The sequence below is a fragment of the uncultured Desulfovibrio sp. genome (genome assembly GCF_944324505.1).
GTDB lineage: Bacteria > Desulfobacterota > Desulfovibrionia > Desulfovibrionales > Desulfovibrionaceae > Desulfovibrio.
The window spans coordinates 365835-382427 of the sequence record NZ_CALUWO010000001.1 but is presented as its reverse complement, the minus strand read 5'-3'; the positions used below and the strand labels follow the sequence as shown (position 1 = coordinate 382427).

The 16593-nt window shown below is 64.9% G+C and carries 18 protein-coding genes; 3 read left to right on the top strand and 15 right to left on the bottom strand.

Annotated elements, in window-relative coordinates:
• The first annotated feature begins 5 nt into the window (after positions 1–5).
• Entirely contained in the window at positions 6–1196 is a 1191-nt protein-coding gene (locus tag Q0J57_RS01850) for a LarC family nickel insertion protein (RefSeq protein ID WP_297216349.1), read from the top strand.
• A gap of 61 nt (positions 1197–1257) precedes the next feature.
• Here the strand turns inward: Q0J57_RS01850 and Q0J57_RS01845 are convergent, their stop codons facing one another.
• From Q0J57_RS01845 to Q0J57_RS01830, 4 genes are all read right to left on the bottom strand, one after another.
• Positions 1258–2463 (bottom strand): FprA family A-type flavoprotein, encoded by a 1206-nt coding sequence (locus Q0J57_RS01845; protein ID WP_297216346.1) that lies wholly within the window; start codon positions 2461–2463, stop codon positions 1258–1260.
• Between the two features lie 91 nt (positions 2464–2554).
• Positions 2555–2695, bottom strand: a complete 141-nt coding sequence (locus Q0J57_RS01840; RefSeq protein ID WP_297216343.1) for a rubredoxin — start codon at positions 2693–2695, stop codon at positions 2555–2557.
• A 30-nt stretch (positions 2696–2725) separates the two neighbouring features.
• Entirely contained in the window at positions 2726–3106 is a 381-nt protein-coding gene (locus tag Q0J57_RS01835) for a desulfoferrodoxin (RefSeq protein WP_297216341.1), read from the bottom strand.
• A gap of 116 nt (positions 3107–3222) precedes the next feature.
• On the bottom strand, positions 3223–4455 hold the full coding sequence (locus Q0J57_RS01830; RefSeq protein ID WP_297216338.1) for a phosphodiester glycosidase family protein: 1233 nt from the start codon (positions 4453–4455) through the stop codon (positions 3223–3225).
• A 145-nt stretch (positions 4456–4600) separates the two neighbouring features.
• Here Q0J57_RS01830 and Q0J57_RS01825 point away from each other — a divergent pair, with 145 nt between their 5' ends.
• Complete coding sequence (locus Q0J57_RS01825) at positions 4601–5473, top strand: methylenetetrahydrofolate reductase (RefSeq protein ID WP_297216335.1); 873 nt, start codon at positions 4601–4603, stop codon at positions 5471–5473.
• A gap of 84 nt (positions 5474–5557) precedes the next feature.
• On the opposite strand, the gene Q0J57_RS01820 is transcribed toward Q0J57_RS01825, so the two are convergent.
• The 11 genes from Q0J57_RS01820 to rpmH all read right to left on the bottom strand — a co-directional run bounded on the left by Q0J57_RS01820 (position 5558) and on the right by rpmH (position 15767).
• Complete coding sequence (locus tag Q0J57_RS01820; protein WP_297216333.1) at positions 5558–6568, bottom strand: inorganic phosphate transporter; 1011 nt, start codon at positions 6566–6568, stop codon at positions 5558–5560.
• A complete protein-coding gene (locus tag Q0J57_RS01815) occupies positions 6561–7190 on the bottom strand; it encodes a DUF47 family protein (protein WP_297216329.1) in 630 nt (209 codons plus the stop codon). The genes Q0J57_RS01820 and Q0J57_RS01815 overlap by 8 nt, the downstream gene beginning before the upstream one ends.
• A gap of 70 nt (positions 7191–7260) precedes the next feature.
• Complete coding sequence (locus Q0J57_RS01810; RefSeq protein ID WP_297216327.1) at positions 7261–8253, bottom strand: pseudouridine synthase; 993 nt, start codon at positions 8251–8253, stop codon at positions 7261–7263.
• Positions 8253–9401, bottom strand: a complete 1149-nt coding sequence (locus tag Q0J57_RS01805; protein ID WP_297216324.1) for a GAK system CofD-like protein — start codon at positions 9399–9401, stop codon at positions 8253–8255. Before Q0J57_RS01805 ends, Q0J57_RS01810 begins: the two co-directional genes overlap by 1 nt.
• Entirely contained in the window at positions 9398–10003 is a 606-nt protein-coding gene (locus Q0J57_RS01800; protein WP_297216321.1) for a 3'-5' exonuclease, read from the bottom strand. The genes Q0J57_RS01805 and Q0J57_RS01800 overlap by 4 nt, the downstream gene beginning before the upstream one ends.
• A gap of 39 nt (positions 10004–10042) precedes the next feature.
• The gene (gene mnmE, locus Q0J57_RS01795; protein WP_297216318.1) at positions 10043–11440 is read right to left on the bottom strand and encodes a tRNA uridine-5-carboxymethylaminomethyl(34) synthesis GTPase MnmE; all 1398 of its coding nucleotides are present in this window, start codon (positions 11438–11440) and stop codon (positions 10043–10045) included.
• Position 11441: 1 nt separating this feature from the next.
• The gene (locus Q0J57_RS01790) at positions 11442–13157 is read right to left on the bottom strand and encodes a R3H domain-containing nucleic acid-binding protein (protein ID WP_297216315.1); all 1716 of its coding nucleotides are present in this window, start codon (positions 13155–13157) and stop codon (positions 11442–11444) included.
• Between the two features lie 121 nt (positions 13158–13278).
• Entirely contained in the window at positions 13279–14937 is a 1659-nt protein-coding gene (yidC, locus tag Q0J57_RS01785) for a membrane protein insertase YidC (protein WP_297216311.1), read from the bottom strand.
• 32 nt (positions 14938–14969) lie between these two features.
• Positions 14970–15218: a membrane protein insertion efficiency factor YidD gene (gene yidD / locus Q0J57_RS01780; RefSeq protein ID WP_297216308.1), complete on the bottom strand. Its 249-nt coding sequence runs from the start codon at positions 15216–15218 to the stop codon at positions 14970–14972.
• Positions 15212–15598, bottom strand: a complete 387-nt coding sequence (rnpA, locus tag Q0J57_RS01775) for a ribonuclease P protein component (protein WP_297216305.1) — start codon at positions 15596–15598, stop codon at positions 15212–15214. Before rnpA ends, yidD begins: the two co-directional genes overlap by 7 nt.
• A gap of 34 nt (positions 15599–15632) precedes the next feature.
• A complete protein-coding gene (gene rpmH / locus Q0J57_RS01770) occupies positions 15633–15767 on the bottom strand; it encodes a 50S ribosomal protein L34 (protein ID WP_297216302.1) in 135 nt (44 codons plus the stop codon).
• Positions 15768–16034: 267 nt separating this feature from the next.
• Here rpmH and thrB point away from each other — a divergent pair, with 267 nt between their 5' ends.
• Complete coding sequence (thrB, locus tag Q0J57_RS01765; protein WP_297216300.1) at positions 16035–16580, top strand: homoserine kinase; 546 nt, start codon at positions 16035–16037, stop codon at positions 16578–16580.
• Positions 16581–16593 lie beyond the last annotated feature (13 nt).

Below are 16593 nucleotides of genomic sequence, written 5' to 3'. Positions count from 1 at the left end.
TTGAGATGAAAGAACTTTATATTGATTGTTCTCAGGGGATCAGCGGGGATATGACCCTGGCGGCTCTCAGCCATCTGGGGGTGGATTTTTCGCCGCTGCCCGCGCTGCTGGACGCTGCCGGCGTGGCGTGCTCCCTGACGAGCTGGCAGGAAAACCGGGCCGGAGGCCCCGGCATGCGGGTGGAGGTGGACTGGAAGGCCGAGGCCCAGCCCCTGCGCCACCCTGCGGACATTGCCGCCATCTTCCGGCGGGTGCAGGTGAAGGAGCGGGTGCGCGGGCGGGCGCTGGCCGTGCTGGAAGCCCTCGCTCTGGCCGAGGCGCACGCGCACCAGATTGCGGTGGAGGACGTGCATTTTCATGAGGTGGGCGCCGTGGACACCCTGGTGGACATTCTGGGCGTTTGCTGGGGGCTGGAGCAGCTGGACTGCGCCAGGGTGACGGCCTCGCCCCTGCCGTGGTTCGGCGGCAGCATCCAGTGCGCCCACGGCACGCTGCCCCTGCCGGCGCCGGCCACGGCCTGGCTCATGCAGGGCAAGCCCGTGCAGCCCACCACGGCCACCACGGAGCTGGTCACGCCCACGGGGGCGGCGCTGGTGCATACGCTGGTGGATGCCTTTGAGGCGCCCTGCGGCCGGCTGGGGCGCCTGGGCACGGGCTATGGCTCGCGTCCGGCACCGGCAGGGCTGCGCATCTGGGAAATTCTGGAATCCCGGCGCGGCAGCGGGGCACAGGAGCAGGGCGGCAGGGAGTCTGTCTGCCAGCTGGAATGCCATCTGGACCATCTCAGCGGGGAAGAGCTGGGCATGGCGCTGGAAGTGCTGGCTGCCGCACCGGAAGTGCTGGATGTGCTCTGGCTACCCGGCGTGGGCAAGAAGAACCGTCCCTCCGGCGCCCTGCGTGTGCTCTGCGCCCCGGAGGATGAGGCAGCGGCCGTGGCGCTGGTGCTGCGCCACACGCATACGCTGGGGGTGCGCCGTGCCCTGATGCAGCGATATGTGCTGCCCCGTGGTCAGTCCTCCTGCCTGCTGGCAGGCTGCGAGGTGCCGGCCAAGGCCTATGTCCTGGAAGGACGCTCCTATGTGCGCCCCGAGGCCGATGCCGTGCGGGAACGCGCGGCGCAGCTGGAGCTGGGGGCACCGGCCCTGCGTTTCAGCCGCTCCGATGCCGGGGATGAAGGGCAGGACGGCCAGGCCTGAAAACACAGCGGGGGAATGCCGTGCGACATTCCCCCGCTGTGGATGATGATCGGGAAGACGACTAGGCTTCCTCGCACTTTTTGATCAGGGCTTCGGCCACGGCCTTGCCCAGGTCATAGCAGGCCTTGAGGGCATCATGACCGGGCGCCCAGTTGCACTTCACAAAGGGCACGGGCATGTCCATGCCCATGGAAGCCAGCTGCTCGTGGATGATCTTGGCGGATTCGCCGGACCAGCCATAGGAACCGAAGGCGCCGCCTACACGATTCTTGGGACGCAGGCCCTTCATATAGGTGAGCTGTGCGGCCACCAGGGGCATGATGGTGTTGTTGTGGGTGGGGGAGCCGGCCAGCACGGCGCCGCAGTCGGCCAGTTCGGTCATGACCTGGCTGTGATGATTGCTCTTCACGGACATGATGCGGGTGGGCACGCCGGCATCTTCCAGGCCGCTGCAGGCAGCATAGGCCATCTTTTCCGTGGATTTCCACATGGTGTCATAGAAGATGAGGGCGCGCTTCTGGGGCTTCTGCTCAGCCAGAGTGCGGTAGAGGTCCACAATGCGGCGCACGGCAGCTTCGCCGCGGTGGATGAGGCCGTGGTCCGGGGCGATCATGTCGATGTCCAGCTTTTCCACCACGGGCAGGGTGGCCAGCACCTGCGGAGAATAGGGCAGGACGATGTTGTAGTAGTATTCCTTCACCGCGCGCAGGAAGTCGGCATCGTCATGCTCGTCCACAAAGCGGGCGGTGCTGGCAATGTTCTGGCCGAAGGCATCATTGCTGATGAGCAGCTTGTCCTGCGGGATGTAGGAGACCATGCTGTCGGGCCAGTGCAGCATGCGGGTTTCCTGAAACACGATGGTGCGCTTGCCGATTTCCAGCGTATCGCCGCTTTTCACCGCCACCACGGGCCAGTTCGAAATGTCATAGTAGCCCTGCATGGACTTGAGGCCGAGCGTGGAGCAGAAAATCTTTTCCGGCTTGCAGCGTTCCACCAGTTCGGCCAGGCAGCCGGCGTGGTCCAGCTCCATGTGGTTGCAGACGATGTAGTCGATTTTTTCCGGCGGCATAATCTTGGCAATGCGGCAGAGCATGCTGCCGGCCAGACCGGGAGAAACCGTGTCCATGAGGACGTTCTTTTCGTCCTTGATGAGATAGGCATTGTAGGTGGTGCCTTCGGGGGAGCGGGAATAGCCGTGAAAATCACGGTGGTCATAGTCGACATAGCCGACCCAGTAGATATCTTTTTTCAGTTCGACGGGCTGCATGGTGTCTCCGGCAGGCTAGGGTGGAAATGGAAATAGGAAACGCCTGCCCCGCAGCAGCGGGGCAGGCGGAGAATCCGGGTTTTTCTCCTGCTTATTCAGCGGGGGTGAACTGGTCCTTGCTCACACCGCACACGGGACACGTCCAGTCGTCGGGCAGCTGATCAAAGGGAACATTATCATTTTCGGCAGGATCATACTCATAGCCGCACACGCCGCAAACGTACTTCTGCATGGGATATTCTCCTTGAAGGTTGAAATGTCGTTAGTTTTCCGCTTTCCAGTGGCCGTGCAGGTTGCAGTATTCGCGGGCCGTCACCTTGGCGGCATCGGTCTTGAACACGGCTTCCGGCTTGTCCCCGGGCTTGAGGAAACAGGTCAGCACCTGGTTGTCGGCAATGAGTTCGATCCATTCCACATAGTGCTCTTCCTGCATGGGATGGGGCACGCTGCCCACGCTGACCTTGTAGCCGCCATCAATCTTTTCAATGACGGGCACATGCTTTTCCAGGGCACCGTCGGTGGAACCTTCGGCCATGAGCTTCATGGCTTCGCCACAGCACTGCAGCGGCGCTGCGCCGGCATGGAAGACTTCAACAATATTGCCGCAATGCGTGCACTTATAAATTTCGAGCTGCTTGGGCATGGCATCCTCGCTTGATCGTTATGGTGTTGCAGGCGTGTTTGCCTGTGAGAAATCTCTTCGCAACGGGCACAGTGTGTCCTATTCCCGGCGCGCTGTAAAGGGGTTTTGCGCGCTTATCAGTAATTTTTTTTATTAGAAATGTCGTCAGGGGCCGGCGTCTGCCCGGCGGCATCCGGCGTCTGTTCCCGAGGGCAGCGCCGCCGTGCGCCCAGCACATTGGGCAGGGGGGAGCGCAGATTGCCGGTGGCCAGAAAATCCGTGGCCTTGCGGCCGGCCAGCTCCCGGCGCAGCAGGCGGGAGCGCAGCAGCAGTCCGGCCTGTCCGCCGCCTTCCACATACATGACCGTGCGGACATCCAGCGGCATTTCCAGAAGGCCCCGGGCAAAGGTGGCGGCCTCTATGGGTTCGCGGCAGTGCAGAAAAAGGATATTGCCCTGGCCGTCCTGTCCGATGGCCGAAATGGAGTACCATGGCCCGCCCCGGTTCCAGAGCACCTGACGGTTGGCATCCACCAGGCGGTAGTTCTGGATGACCAGCCGGTAGTGCGACAGCATTTCCTTCCAGTCCGGGCGGGTCTTGTCAATGACGGTGGCGCGGGGCAGATCCTCCCTGTCGGGACCGGCCAGAAAGAAGGCGCCAAAGCGTTTTACCAGGCGGCCGTTATTGGTATAATCGCCATCACGCATGTAGCCGGTACTGGTGGTGCCGTCGGGCAGGTACATGCTGGCATTGATGGCTGCCACCAGATTCTTGCGTTCGCCCCATTCGCTGAGGGTCAGCGCCTGGTGCCCCTCCCGCCCGATGGCGCAGAGCAGAAAGTCCACCTTGTCGGGATGCAGGCGCAGCATGGCGATCTGCGGGCCTTCCTCCTCTCGGGGAAGCGGAAGGGGCAGCGAGGCATATTCCACGCCATCTTCCATACTGCGCCAGGGGGCGGTCTGCGCTGCGGGCGTCTGGCCTGGCGTGTCGTCCGTTGCCGGTGCTGCCGGCGGGGCCGGCTGTGCCGATGGGGGCGGTGTCGCTGCGGATGCCGCCGGCGGCTGCCCGGCGTCAGGCTTTGGCGAAGCCGTGGTGCTGCGCCGGTGCTGCGTGAGCGGCAGTCGCGAGGACTGGGGAGCGGCGTCATAGCCAAAGAGCGCGCTTTCGTCCAGACTGTCTTCGGGCCGGTTTTCCGAACGGACGGCCTCGGCACAGTCCCGCACGTGCAGGGAGCAGGTCGCCCCGGCCTGACAAGGGGCCGCAGGGTATGCCAGCAGCAGTGCCGCAAGGCAGCAGACCGGCAGCACGGCAGCAAGCACGAGGCGCAGAAAAAGGGCGGGCGTGGCGTGTCGGGCGGAGAAAAGGGGCATGTCCCAAAATAAAATGCCTGCCGGGCGAAGGCAAGGGTGCAGTGGGCGAAGGATGCAGCACGTCAGCGTGAACCAGGATATATTGACATATCAAGTTATATTGATATAAGCTGTGTTCAGCACATTTCGCCAGGAGGATCCCGTCATGACCATAGGTAATGCCCTGCGGCAGCGGCAGAAACCCTTTCTGTCCTTTGAATTCTTTCCCCCGTCCGATCCGGCGCATCTGCCGGCGTTTTACGCCACGGTGGACCGCCTTCGTGCGGTCAACCCGCTGTTTGCGTCGGTAACCTATGGCGCGGGCGGAAAAAAGCAGCAGAATACGCTGAATGTGACCACAGAGCTGGTCCGGCGCGGCTATCAGGTCATGGCGCATCTTACCTGTGTGGGGGCCTCGCCGGAGCGCATCACGGCCTTTTTGGATGACCTGCGTGCCGGCGGCGTGACGGACGTGCTGGCCCTGCGTGGCGATCCTCCGGCCGGCGATCCGAACTGGGACTGGAACGCCGGGCACTTCCGGCACGCGCTGGACCTGGTGCGTTTCATCCGCCAGCAGGCGCCCGACATGGGAGTGGCGGTGGCCGGCTATCCCTGTCCGCATCCCGAATCGCCGACCTTTGCCGACGACAGGCACCATCTGGCGGCCAAGATTGCGGCCGGGGCCGATTTTGTGGTCACCCAGCTTTTCTTTGATGTGCGCGAATACGTGGACCTGGTGCGCGGCCTGCGGGCGCAGGGTTTTACCACGCCGGTCATTCCCGGCATTCTGCCCATCCAGAGCTTTGAATCCCTGCGGCGGGTGCTCAGCCTTTGCGGCGCCAATATTCCCGGCAAGCTCTACCTCCAGCTGGAAGAGGCAGACCGGCAGGGCGGGGCCGAGGCCGTGCGCGAAGCAGGGCTGCGCTTTGCCGTGCGCCAGATTCGCCGCCTGCTGGACGAGGGGGCGCCCGGCATTCATCTGTACACGCTCAACAAGGCCGATCTCTGCCTGCGCCTGCGCCAGGAAACCGGCCTGTAACGCATACCTCAACACGGGCAACGAGAACGGGCATTTCCCCAGAGGGGAAATGCCCGTTCGCTTGTCATGCGTGACGGCTGCCGCTCAGCTCCAGATCAGATGCAGCAGCAGGTAGGAGAGAAAGCCCACCACGGCAGCAGCCGGCAGGGTGAGCACCCAGGCGGTCACCAGCTGTCCGGCCACGGTCCAGCGCACCGCGCTCAGGCGCTTGGTGGAACCGACCCCGAAGATGCAGGCCGAAATGGTGTGGGTGGTGCTGACCGGGGCGCCCAGCATGGACGCACCGGCAATGACGAGGGAGGCCGAGGACTCGGCGGCAAAGCCGTGCACCGGCTCCAGCTTGAAGATGCGGTGCCCCATGGTCTTGACGATCTTCCAGCCGCCGATGGCCGTGCCCAGAGCCATGGCGCCGGCGCAGCTGAGCTTGACCCAGAGGGGCACCTCCACGCTGCTGCTGTCAAGATAGCCGAAGATCATGAGGGCAAGGGTCACGATGCCCATGGTCTTCTGGGCATCGTTGAGGCCGTGGCTGGTGGCCATGAAGCCCGCCGACAGCAGTTGCAGCTTGCGGAAGGTTCTGTTGACGGTCTTGCGGGAAACGCGGGCAAAGGTCCAGTAGATGATCCACATGATCAGAAAACCCACCAGATAGCCGGACAGGGGGGAAACCACAAGGGGAATCAGCACCTTGCTTACAATGCCGCCCAGATTGAGGCCCTCCAGACCGGAATTGGCCAGCGCCGCGCCGATGAGGCCGCCGATGAGCGCATGGGACGAGGATGAGGGAATGCCGAAATACCAGGTGATGCAGTTCCAGGTAATGGCCCCCACTAGGGCCGCCAGCACCAGCACATGACTTCCCTCCACCACGGCGGGCAGCACAATGCCGCTGCCCAGGGTCTTGGCCACCTCGGTGCCCAGCAGGGCGCCCACAAGGTTGAGCAGCGCCGCGCAGCCCACGGCAAAGCGGGGGGTGACCACCTTGGTGGAGACCACGGTGGCAATGGCATTGGCACAGTCGTGCGCCCCGTTGGTAAAGTCGAAAACCAGGGCCACCACAACAATGAGAATAAGGAGCAGAGGTATCTCAAACATTTTTGAGGACCGCTTCTTCAAGGGTTTCTGCCAGGCTGTTCACGTTTTCCAGCAGCATGCTGATGCGGTCGTAGGCCTGGCTCCATTTGAGGATGTCCATGATGTCCCGGGCAGAGATGTTTTCCGGCTGGTCCATGAGTTCCGCCAGGCCCACGGCCAGCACCATGTCGCATTCATCGCGCAGCAGGCGGAAGGCATGGGTCTTGTGACAGTCCTGCCGGTGCGAGAGACCGTCCAGCATAAGCGACGTCAGTTCCAGCATGGAGCGGATGGCCCGGCTCATTTGCAGCATGGGAAAGCGCACTTCGTCAAATTCAAAGATGTGCAGCCGGGTGGTCAGGGTGTGGATGCCGTCCATGGCCTCTTCCTGCATCTGGTTGATGCGCAGGATGTCCTCGCGGTCAATGGGCGTGATAAAGGTCTGGGACAGGGCGCGGATGATGCGCACATGCAGGGCATCCCCCTGTTCTTCCAGCAGGGATATGCGCTTGTGGGCATCATCCATGCCGGTGGTTCTGTCCAGCATTTCCACCAGCAGGCCGGCCATGTGGCGCAACAGCTGATTCTGCTCCTGAAGCATTTCAAAGAAGGGGGCCGATTTCGGTAACAGGGCTGCGAACATGCGATCTCCTCGGGGCAGCGGAAAGGGTTGTGGGCCGGAAGGGCGGCGCGGGCCGCCCGTCATGTTGACGTTATTGGACAGGGGTTTCAAGCCAGTTGACAAGCAGAGAATGCTGTTGCGGGGAAAGATTCCAGTGCGGCGGCAGCGTCCAGTGCCCCCACGGGGTATGCAGCATGCCGTGGTGCAGCAGAAAGGACAGGGGAGACTGCTGGCGGAAGGCCGGATTATAGAGAGGGTCCCCCCAGAGCGGAAAGCCCAGCCATGCGGCATGGGCGCGTATCTGATGCCGTGCGCCGCACTGGATGCAGCAGCCGGCCAGGGTCAGGTCCGGTACGGAAGCGGGCAGGGCCACGCCGGGATACAGGGCCTGCAACAGGGCAGCGGCCTCCGGGCCGCGCAGCAGCAGCAGAGGGGTGAAGCGGGTCTGGCGCAGGCGCGGGGCGGGCCGGTCCAGCACGCGGCTTTGACGACGGTGGCAGGTATCCAGCAGGCGGTCTGCCGTCCGCTGTTCGGGCAGGGCGCCGTGCAGCAGGGCCACATAGCGCTTCTGGCACTGCCCCTGGGCCTCGGCCTGGCGAAAGGCCGTGGCTGCGCTTTCGTTCAGGGCAGCACAGACCAGGCCTGACGTGTCCCGGTCCAGACGCTGGAGCAGCACGGCCTGTGCGGCAGGGGCCGGCAGGGCCGCCAGCAGGGGCCGGCAGCAGTGGTCCAGGCTGGGGGCGGCATCGCCGGCCAGGGAAACGCTGTGCAGGCCGGCGGGCTTGCTGAGGCAGACGTAATCGCCCTGCCGCGACAGCAGGCGTACCTGGCGGCAGGCCGTCTTGTCCGCATCCGGCTGCCGGTCCGCCTGCGGCAGGCTGATGATCTGCCCCTGGCGCAGGCGCGTGGCGGCAGGGGCCGGTCTGTCGTTCAGCAGGATGCTGCCGCGCTGGATGGCGCGGCGGGCGGCGCGCAGGCTCAGCCCGGGGCAGAGGCGGCGCAGGGCCGTGTCCAGCCGTTCCCCTGCCAGTGCGTCATCCACGGTGTGGAGGGTTCTTTCCGGCGAAAGGAACGGGGCGTCCATCAGCGTTCTCCGCTACAGATGCGCATGAGAGCCAGGGCAACCTTGTCCGGGTCATGGCGCTCCGGGCAGTCGGCCCGCACCATGTCCACGTCAATGACCCGCAGGCCCATGTCGGCCAGTTCGGTGGAATTGCAGCCGCCTTCATAGTAGCCGTGCTGCCGGTCCACAAGCACGGCATGCAGCAGGTCCCGGGTGGGAGCGTCGGGGCAGTCCTCACGCAGGGTTTGCAGAATCATGCGGGCCTGGCCGGCCACGGACAGACCGAAGACTTCCTTGTCCTGTCCGGAATTGGGAATGAATATCTTGGGGCAGCGGGCCGCGCGTATGGCCTGTCCCACGCCGGCCGGCAGCAGATTGGCCAGCACGCTGGTGAAGAAGCTGCCCATGGGATAGCAGATGGCCCCGGCGCTTTGCAGATAGGCTGCCGCCGAGACGGACAGGGGCGGCCGGCACGGCGTGCGGTCCACGCAGTGGCGGTCCGGCTCATGCACGGTCAGATACAGGCGGCGGATGGGCTGCTCCAGACTGCTGAAAAGGTGCTGGCCCACGACGCGGCTGCCGTCATGCAGTTCGGCGGCCAGGTGCAGGCTTTCGTCCACAACGGGCATGACAACGCCACGGATTTGCAGCAGGCGGGAGAAAAAGGCCAGCACCGGCCCGAAGTCGCGCCGGTGCTCCAGATAGCCGCCGGCCAGCAGCAGATTGCCCAGGCAGGCCACCCGGGGGTCAAAATCGCGGGGCATGCGCCGCAGGAAAAAGGAAAGATACAGACGCATGGGAGCGGCAAAGACTTCGGGCATCTGCCGCCAGCAGGGATGGGCGCTCTGGCCCATGCGGAGCAGCTCCTGGCGCAGCTCCTGGGGGTCGCCCTCCTGCGGCAGGCGGTATTCCCAGAAGGCCAGCACCTCGGCCGGAACAATGTCCGTGTCGGCCAGCGCGGCAAGGCGGTTGCGCAGGTCGCCCACGGCGGGCATGGCAAAGGCGCGGCGCAGCGTGGCGGTGCTGCCGCCGGAATCAAAGGGGGTGACCAGATGGACGGAATTGTGGGTCAGGCGGGTAAGGCTGCGGCTGACGCCGCGCAGGGCCGTTCCGCCAGTAAAGAAGGCCAGTCTGGCTCCCAGTGCAGGCGGCGGCAGCGAGGGTATCATGCCGGCTCTCCGGTGAGTCCCAGTTCTTCCATGCGCAGATAGAGGGCGCGGCCCACCCAGGCGTCAGTGGCGGCATAGACGATCTGCCGCTGGCTCAGTTCCATGAGTCCCCAGTTGGAGCACTGCGGCCCCTTGGAAATGCGCCAGCCGAAAAGATGGGCGGCCAGGGTGCGCAGGCCCTGGCTGTTCATGTGATGGGCGCGGGCCAGCTGCCCCAGGTCTACCTGCCCGGCCGGGGCGAAGTCGTGCAGCTTGATCAGTTCCCGCATGTCGTCGCCAATGCCCACGCCTACCTTGAGCCGGCGCTCGTCAGCCAGCAGTTCGGCCAGATATTCCCCGAAAGGCAGCCAGGCCAGCTGCACCAGAAAAACGGCATCGGCCGTGGCCAGCTGCACCAGCGACGGGGCATTGAGCCGCCCCTTGCGGAAGGTGGGGCGGGTTTCCGTATCAAAGCCGATGATGCGCTCCTCCCGCAGGCGGGGCAGGGCCTCGCGCCATTGGGCTTCGGTGCGCACAAGATGGATTGGCCCCTCGTAATGGCGCAGGGGGAGGGCATTGATCTCGTCGCTGCTCAGGCGACGGCGCAGGTATTCCTGATTCATGATATGCGTGGTTTTGGGATCCTGGCTGCGGGCGGAAGATTACTTGCCGATGCAGAAATGTTCAAAGACGGCGTTCAGTACCTCGTCAGGACTGTTGCTGCCGGTTACCTCATCCAGATGGGCCGTTGCCGTGTCCAGACGTACGGAGCAGCAGTCATAGGGGCAGCCTGTCTCTATGTCCTGCCGCAGACGGCGCAGTTCGTCAAGGGCACGTTCCAGGGCCAGGGCCTGCCGGGCATTGGGCGCCAGGCCGTCTTCGGGGGGCAGCGCCTCGGCATCGTGCAGCAGCAGGTCGCGGAGCTGGCGCGTCAGCTCCTCCAGTCCCTCGCCGGAGCGTGCGCACAGGCGCACGGCCACATGTCCGGCGGCCCAGCGGGGCGGGAAAATTGCCGGATCGCAGCAGTCCACCTTGTTCCAGACCACCAGCAGTGGACAACGCCCGGCATGGGCCAGCACTTCGGCGGCAGCCGGGTCCGGACAGGTCGCTGCTGCGGCGCCGGTCTGGCCCAGACGCTCTCCGTCCAGCATGAGGACAATGGCATCGGCCCGGTCCAGCTGCTCGCGGCTCAGGGCCACGCCCAGCTCTTCCACGTGTTCAGGGCTTTCCCGCAGGCCCGCCGTATCCACCAGACGGACGGGCAGGCCGTCCAGGTCGCAGCCTTCCTCGATGAAGTCGCGCGTGGTGCCGGGAATGTCGGTGACCAGAGCGCGATTGCGCCCCAGCAGAGCATTCATGAGGCTGGACTTGCCCGCATTGACCGGCCCGGCCAGGACCACCAGCGCGCCCTGCTGCATGAGGCGGGCACGTTTCGTGCCGCGCAGCAGGAGCGTCACGGCATCTTCCACCTGACGGACTGCGGCGGCAAAGGCGGCGGGTGGCAGACTTTCCACTTCCTCGTCGGGAAAATCCACGGCCAGGCACATCTGTCCGCGCAGCGCTTCCAGCTGCTGGCGCAGATGGCTGATCCGGCGTCCCAGGAGACCGTCCAGGCGGTTGAGGCTCAGGCGCACGGCTTCGCGGGAAGGGGCGGCAATGAGTTCCGCCACGGCCTCGGCCTGGCTCAGGTCCATGCGTCCGTTGCAGAAGGCCCGGCGGGAAAATTCGCCGCGCTGTGCCGGACGGGCGCCCCGGCGCAGGGCGCTTTGCAGTACGGCCTGCACAAGAAAGGGGCCGCCGTGGCAGTGTATTTCGGCCACATCCTCACCCGTGAAGGTGCGGGGACCGGGCATGAAGACCACCAGGGCATCATCCAGCCGCTGCCCGTCGCCATCCAGCACATGCCCCCGGTGCAGTGTCCAGGGGCGGAAGCCGGCAAAGCTGGCGGACGACGGCCGGAACAGGCTTTCCAGAATGGCGCGGGACTGCGGCCCGGACAGACGGACGATGCCGATGCCGCCGGCTCCGGGCGGGGTGGCAATGGCGGCGATGGTCTCCATGTCAGTTCCGGGCTTCGCCGGACAGGGCATCGGGACGGGTGTCGTCAGCAGCAGGGACATGGGGCAGGGCATCCGTGGTGCTGTCCGGGGCCTGCTGCTCGGAAGCCCGGGTATCTGCCGGACAGGCGGCGGTGCTCCCGTCGGTGTCCGAAGCCTCGGCCGGGCAGGGCAAAGGCGGTTCACAGGGGGCAGCAGGCACGGGAGCGGGGGACGGGCTGTCCGCCGCCACGGTTGCCACCGGCGTGGCAGGAGGAGGTGTCATGCCGGGCATGGCCGGCGTCTCCACCGCTGTTTCCACCGGCCTGTCCGCCGGCATATCCGCAGTCATAAGCGGTGTCGGCACGACCGCCGGTGCAGCCTGAACCGGCGCGGGTCCGGCCGGGGACGGAACCTCGGCATCTGCCGTCTGTGTCGGCAGGGCGGCGTCCGCCGTGTTGCGCGGCCGCGATTCGCGGGGGGCGCGCCGGGAAGAACGCTCCTGCGGCGCCTCCTGCGGGTTCTGCCGGTCGGGCCGACGGCGCAGGATGACCACCCGCTTCATGGGACCGTCGCCTGTGCTGCGGGTTTGAATATCTTCCATCTCTTGCAGGCAGAGATGCACGATGCGGCGATGGTAGGAACTGAGGGGTCTGGTGGAATAGGAACGTCCGCTCTGGCGCACCTTGTCCGCCAGGGCCAGGGCCATGTCGCGCAGCTTTTCTTCCTGGCGCTGGCGGTAGCGGCCTGCGTCCAGTTGTACGCGCACAGCGGCATCCATGCCGCGCGAGACAATGCGCGAGGCAAGATACTGCAGGGCGGCCAGGGTCTGGCCTTCGCGGTCGATGAGCAGGCCGGAATCGTCGCCGCAGTCCACGGCCACACGAAGGCGGCCGTCCACAATGCTCACTTCCGGCGGGGCGGCCAGATCGCCCACCACGGGACGCACCAGAGCCGTCACGCACTGGCGGGCCAGCTCTTCCAGGCGTGCTCTGTCCAGTTCTTCCAGGGAACGGCTGGGCAGACCTTCTTCGGCCTCGTCCATCATGTCCTCGTCCAGGGATGCCGGACGGACCGACGTTTCCTGATCGGCCTCCGGTCGCGTTTCCTGGGCGGAACGGCGGCTGCGGGAGGAGCGGCGTTCCCGTTCCTGCCTGCCCGCGTTCTGCCGGGGGGCCTGGTCTTCCTGCCTGGGGCTATGTTCGTCGCCGTCGGGCGTGGTCAGAGGGGCGTTGTCCCGGCTTTCCGCAGCCTTGCGCTGGGGGCGCTGGGCCGTGGCGCGGCGCTCTTCCCGGCGGGAACGGTGTTCGCGCTTTTCGCCGTCATGCGGGGCAGCCTCGTCGTCCTTCTTTTCGTTCTTGCTGCGTTCGGCACGTTCGCTGCGTTCGGCACGGGGAGCACGTTCGCCAGCGGGCTTTTCCTGCCGGCGTTCCGCGCGGTCACGCTCCGTCCGTTCGCGTTCCGGCCTGTCAGATTTTTCCGGCGCAGGGCCGTCGCCCTCTTCGCGCAGGTGCATGCTGAGGCGGGTGCTCCGGCCCAGCACGCTTTCCACGGTTTCGCGCAGCGCTGCCCGGCGGGCGCGTATCTTGGCCTTGCGGGCGCCGACGATGCCGAAGATGCCGGACTTGGCATCCTGCACGATTTCGATTTCCAGCTTTTCGCGGGACGTATTGAAGTAGTCGCAGGCCTCGATGATGGCGGCATCGAGGCTCTTGCCCTGAAATTCCTTGAAACCTTCCATAACAACCCCGATAAGGCGGACGGCTTGCGCCGTCCGCCCGGTTGGGAACGCGTGACTGACCGGGCGGACCGGTCAGCAGGGAGGGATGCCGCGGCGGCAGGCGCTGCCGCGGCTGTCCGGCCTAGCCGTTGTCATCCAGCCGCTTGTTCTTGCGGTGCATGAGCCACTGCTGGGCAATGGACAGAATGTTGTTCACCAGCCAGTAGACCACCAGACCCGAGGGGAAGTTGATGAACAGTACCGTGAAGATGAGCGGCAGGAACATCATGATCTTCTGCTGGGTGGGATCCGTGGGCGGCGGGCTGAGCCGCTGCTGGATGAACATGGTGATGCCCATGATGATGGGCGTGATGTAGTAGGGGTCCTTGGTGGACAGGTCGGCCAGCCAGAGATGGTCCGTGAAGGGCAGATACTTGATGAGCACGGCGTGGCGCAGTTCAATGGAGGCCAGCAGCGCCTGATACAGGCCGAAGAAGACGGGAAGCTGGATGAGAATGGGCAGACAGCCGCTGGCGGGATTCACGCCATAGGTCTTGTACAGCGCCATGGCTTCCTTGTTCATCTTCTCCTTGTCATCCTTGTACTTTTCCCGGATGGCCGTCATCATGGGCTGGAGTTTCTTCATCTTTTCCATGGAGGCATAGCTCTTGGCCGTGAGGGGCCAGAAGACGGCCTTGATGAGCAGGGTCAGCAGGATGATGGCCAGACCCCAGTTGCCCACAAAGGAATAGAAGAATTCCAGCAGCCAGAGCAGGGCCTTGGCAATGATGCTGAAGGTGCCCAGGTCCACGCTGCTGGCCAGCGGTTCGGAAACGGCGCTGAGCAGCTTGCGCACCTTGGGACCCATCCAGTAGGAAACGCCCAGTTCCGTGCTCTGACCGGGAGTGAGCTGCACGTCCTGCTGTTCCAGGGCCACGCGGTACACGCCGCCGCGCAGCACGGCCTTGGCCGTGATGCCCTCCGGCTGCGCGGGCAGGGCCGCCGACAGGAAGTAGGTGCTCATGGGGCCGGCCCAGTTGATGTCGCCGGTGGCCGTCAGCCCCTTGGTCAGGTCTTCGGCATCGCTTTCCTGCGCCAGGGAGCCGTTGTTGTACCAGGCAATGCGCATGGCGTCATACTGGCCGCCGCCGGCATTGCTGGCATCGCTGGCAATGGTGTAGGCCACCCGCGCGGTGCGGGACTGTTCGTTGACAGGCGCAAGCTGAATCTTTTCCTGGATCAGGTAGCTGTCGGCACGGAATTGCAGCTCGCGCCGGATGCGCAGCCCGTTGACCTCGCCCACCAGCACAAGGCTGGTGCTCTGCCCGGCTTCCAGGGTGGTGCTGGGTTCCGTTTCCACGGCCCACTTGCCCAGGCTCCAGGTGGCGGCGCCGTCAATGACCAGACCCCAGGGAGCGGACGTGGCCGTGGTGTCATCCACCAGATTGACCAGGGGGGCATCGGGCTGGATGGTGGTGCGGTACTTCTTCAGCTTGAAGGAGCGCACAAAGCCCCCGCCGGTGTGGACGACAGCCTCGTACAGCGGCGTGGAAATGGTGATGTCGCGCCCCGGAACAGGTTCAAAGACCGTGAGGGGCATGGAGGTCTTTGCCTTTTCGGCGGCTTTCTCTGCCTTGGCCTGCTTTTCGGCCTCGGCCTGCTGCTGGGCCGTCACTTCCGGATCGGGCTTGGGCGTCCAGCCCATGTATTCGGAAAGATAGCTCCAGCCCACCAGAATGGCGAGGCACAGAGCGATGGCCAGGAGGAGATTAAGGGAACTGTTGTCTTTCTCTTGTTGCATCGGCGGAATTCTCCCGAGACGAAAAAACGGCGCTAGTGATGCTGCCGGGACGCCGGAACAGGCGGAACGGGATCATAGCCCGAACCGCCCCAGGGATGGCAGCGTGCCAGACGACGGAGAGTCAGCCAGCCCCCGCGCAGTACGCCGTGGCGGGTGATGGCTTCTATGGCATAGGCAGAACAGGTGGGAACAAAGCGACAGGACGGGGGCAGAAGGGGAGACAGGCAGTACTGGTACAGCCGGATGGGAAAAATGACCAGCGCGCGCAGCAGCTTCAGCATGCCGGGCACCCCGCCTGTCCAGGGAAACGCCGAAGACGCCGGAAGAGCGGCTCCAGCTCCCGGCCCACGGGACCAAGACAGAGGCCCGCCCCCCCGGCGTGTTTCTTGGCCACAATGACCACATCGCTTTCATGCGGCAAAAGAGCCTGATGCAGGCGATAAAATTCCCGCAACAGGCGCTTTATGCGATTGCGCACAACAGCCTTGCCCACCTTGCGCGAAACGGCCATGCCCATACGCAAGCAGGCCCCATGTTCACGGGGCCGGACAAAAACGAGGAAATGCTCGGTATGGTAACGCCTGCCCTGCGCGTAGCAGAGCGCATAGTCCGCATGGCGGCGGAGACGGCTCTGCTGCGGCAATGACTGGTCGGAATACATGGCGTTTGGCGGTAACGGGTTCCCCCGTGAAAACCTAGGCGCTCAGCTGCTTGCGGCCCTTGGCACGACGGCGGCGCAGCACGGCACGACCGCTGGGGGTGGCCATGCGGGCGCGGAAGCCATGAGTACGGGCACGACGAATCTTGCTGGGCTGGTACGTTCTTTTCATGGAAAAATCTCCTTCGTTGGGGACGGTGGCGGACTGGGCGCTCGGCCCTGCGCGAAAACGGCGCGACTACCGGGAGAGTGTCCGCCCGGCAGAAAGGCTGCTGCGGAAAGGATTCCGTCCGACAATAAATTGGGAAAATGCTTCATACATGGCGAAAGGCGCTTCGTCAAGTCCTGAAGGCCCTTTCCTGCCGGCAGGGCGGCGCACGGACCCGCCCCTGCTTGACAGAGCTGCGGCGCTTGTGCAAGCTGGCGCAAAGGAGATGCCATGTCCACATTCACTCCCTGTGCGGGAGATGCCAGAAAAATGCCGGCCATCACCCTTATCGGCATGGCCGGCGCGGGCAAGTCCACCGTGGGGCAGGCCCTGGCCCAGCTGCTGGGCTGGGCATTCATGGACGGCGACTACCTTATGGAGGCTCTCTACGCCAGCCGCCTGCAGGGCGTGACCGAGGCCCTGGACAAGGAGACCTTTCTGGACCTGGAAGGGACGGTGATCAGTCATATCCAGGCCTGCCGCACGGTCATCGCCACCGGCGGCAGCGTGGTCTACCGGGAAGGCGCCATGCGGCATCTGGCATCGCTGGGGACGGTGGTTTATCTGGAGGTCCCCTTTGCCCTCATCGAGGAGCGCATTGCGCGCAATCCCGACAGGGGCCTGGCCATTGCTCCAGGGCAGACCCTCGAGGGCCTGTTCCGCGAGCGGGAGGCCCTGTACCGGCAGTATGCCGACCTCGTCTGCCCGGCCGGAGAAATGGGGCCGGCGCAGTGCGCCCTGTGGATACGCGAGCATCTGCCGTTTGTGCCGTCCTGATCCCGGCCGGGAC

Bases quoted from the DNA above. Each gene is read 5' to 3' on its own strand.
- Q0J57_RS01850 (WP_297216349.1), top strand. From the start codon at position 6: ATGAAAGAACTTTATATTGATTGTTCTCAGGGGATCAGCGGGGATATG.
- Q0J57_RS01845 (WP_297216346.1), bottom strand. From the start codon at position 2,463: ATGCAGCCCGTCGAACTGAAAAAAGATATCTACTGGGTCGGCTATGTC.
- Q0J57_RS01840 (WP_297216343.1), bottom strand. From the start codon at position 2,695: ATGCAGAAGTACGTTTGCGGCGTGTGCGGCTATGAGTATGATCCTGCC.
- Q0J57_RS01835 (WP_297216341.1), bottom strand. From the start codon at position 3,106: ATGCCCAAGCAGCTCGAAATTTATAAGTGCACGCATTGCGGCAATATT.
- Q0J57_RS01830 (WP_297216338.1), bottom strand. From the start codon at position 4,455: ATGCCCCTTTTCTCCGCCCGACACGCCACGCCCGCCCTTTTTCTGCGC.
- Q0J57_RS01825 (WP_297216335.1), top strand. From the start codon at position 4,601: ATGACCATAGGTAATGCCCTGCGGCAGCGGCAGAAACCCTTTCTGTCC.
- Q0J57_RS01820 (WP_297216333.1), bottom strand. From the start codon at position 6,568: ATGTTTGAGATACCTCTGCTCCTTATTCTCATTGTTGTGGTGGCCCTG.
- Q0J57_RS01815 (WP_297216329.1), bottom strand. From the start codon at position 7,190: ATGTTCGCAGCCCTGTTACCGAAATCGGCCCCCTTCTTTGAAATGCTT.
- Q0J57_RS01810 (WP_297216327.1), bottom strand. From the start codon at position 8,253: ATGGACGCCCCGTTCCTTTCGCCGGAAAGAACCCTCCACACCGTGGAT.
- Q0J57_RS01805 (WP_297216324.1), bottom strand. From the start codon at position 9,401: ATGATACCCTCGCTGCCGCCGCCTGCACTGGGAGCCAGACTGGCCTTC.
- Q0J57_RS01800 (WP_297216321.1), bottom strand. From the start codon at position 10,003: ATGAATCAGGAATACCTGCGCCGTCGCCTGAGCAGCGACGAGATCAAT.
- mnmE (WP_297216318.1), bottom strand. From the start codon at position 11,440: ATGGAGACCATCGCCGCCATTGCCACCCCGCCCGGAGCCGGCGGCATC.
- Q0J57_RS01790 (WP_297216315.1), bottom strand. From the start codon at position 13,157: ATGGAAGGTTTCAAGGAATTTCAGGGCAAGAGCCTCGATGCCGCCATC.
- yidC (WP_297216311.1), bottom strand. From the start codon at position 14,937: ATGCAACAAGAGAAAGACAACAGTTCCCTTAATCTCCTCCTGGCCATC.
- yidD (WP_297216308.1), bottom strand. From the start codon at position 15,218: ATGCTGAAGCTGCTGCGCGCGCTGGTCATTTTTCCCATCCGGCTGTAC.
- rnpA (WP_297216305.1), bottom strand. From the start codon at position 15,598: ATGTATTCCGACCAGTCATTGCCGCAGCAGAGCCGTCTCCGCCGCCAT.
- rpmH (WP_297216302.1), bottom strand. From the start codon at position 15,767: ATGAAAAGAACGTACCAGCCCAGCAAGATTCGTCGTGCCCGTACTCAT.
- thrB (WP_297216300.1), top strand. From the start codon at position 16,035: ATGTCCACATTCACTCCCTGTGCGGGAGATGCCAGAAAAATGCCGGCC.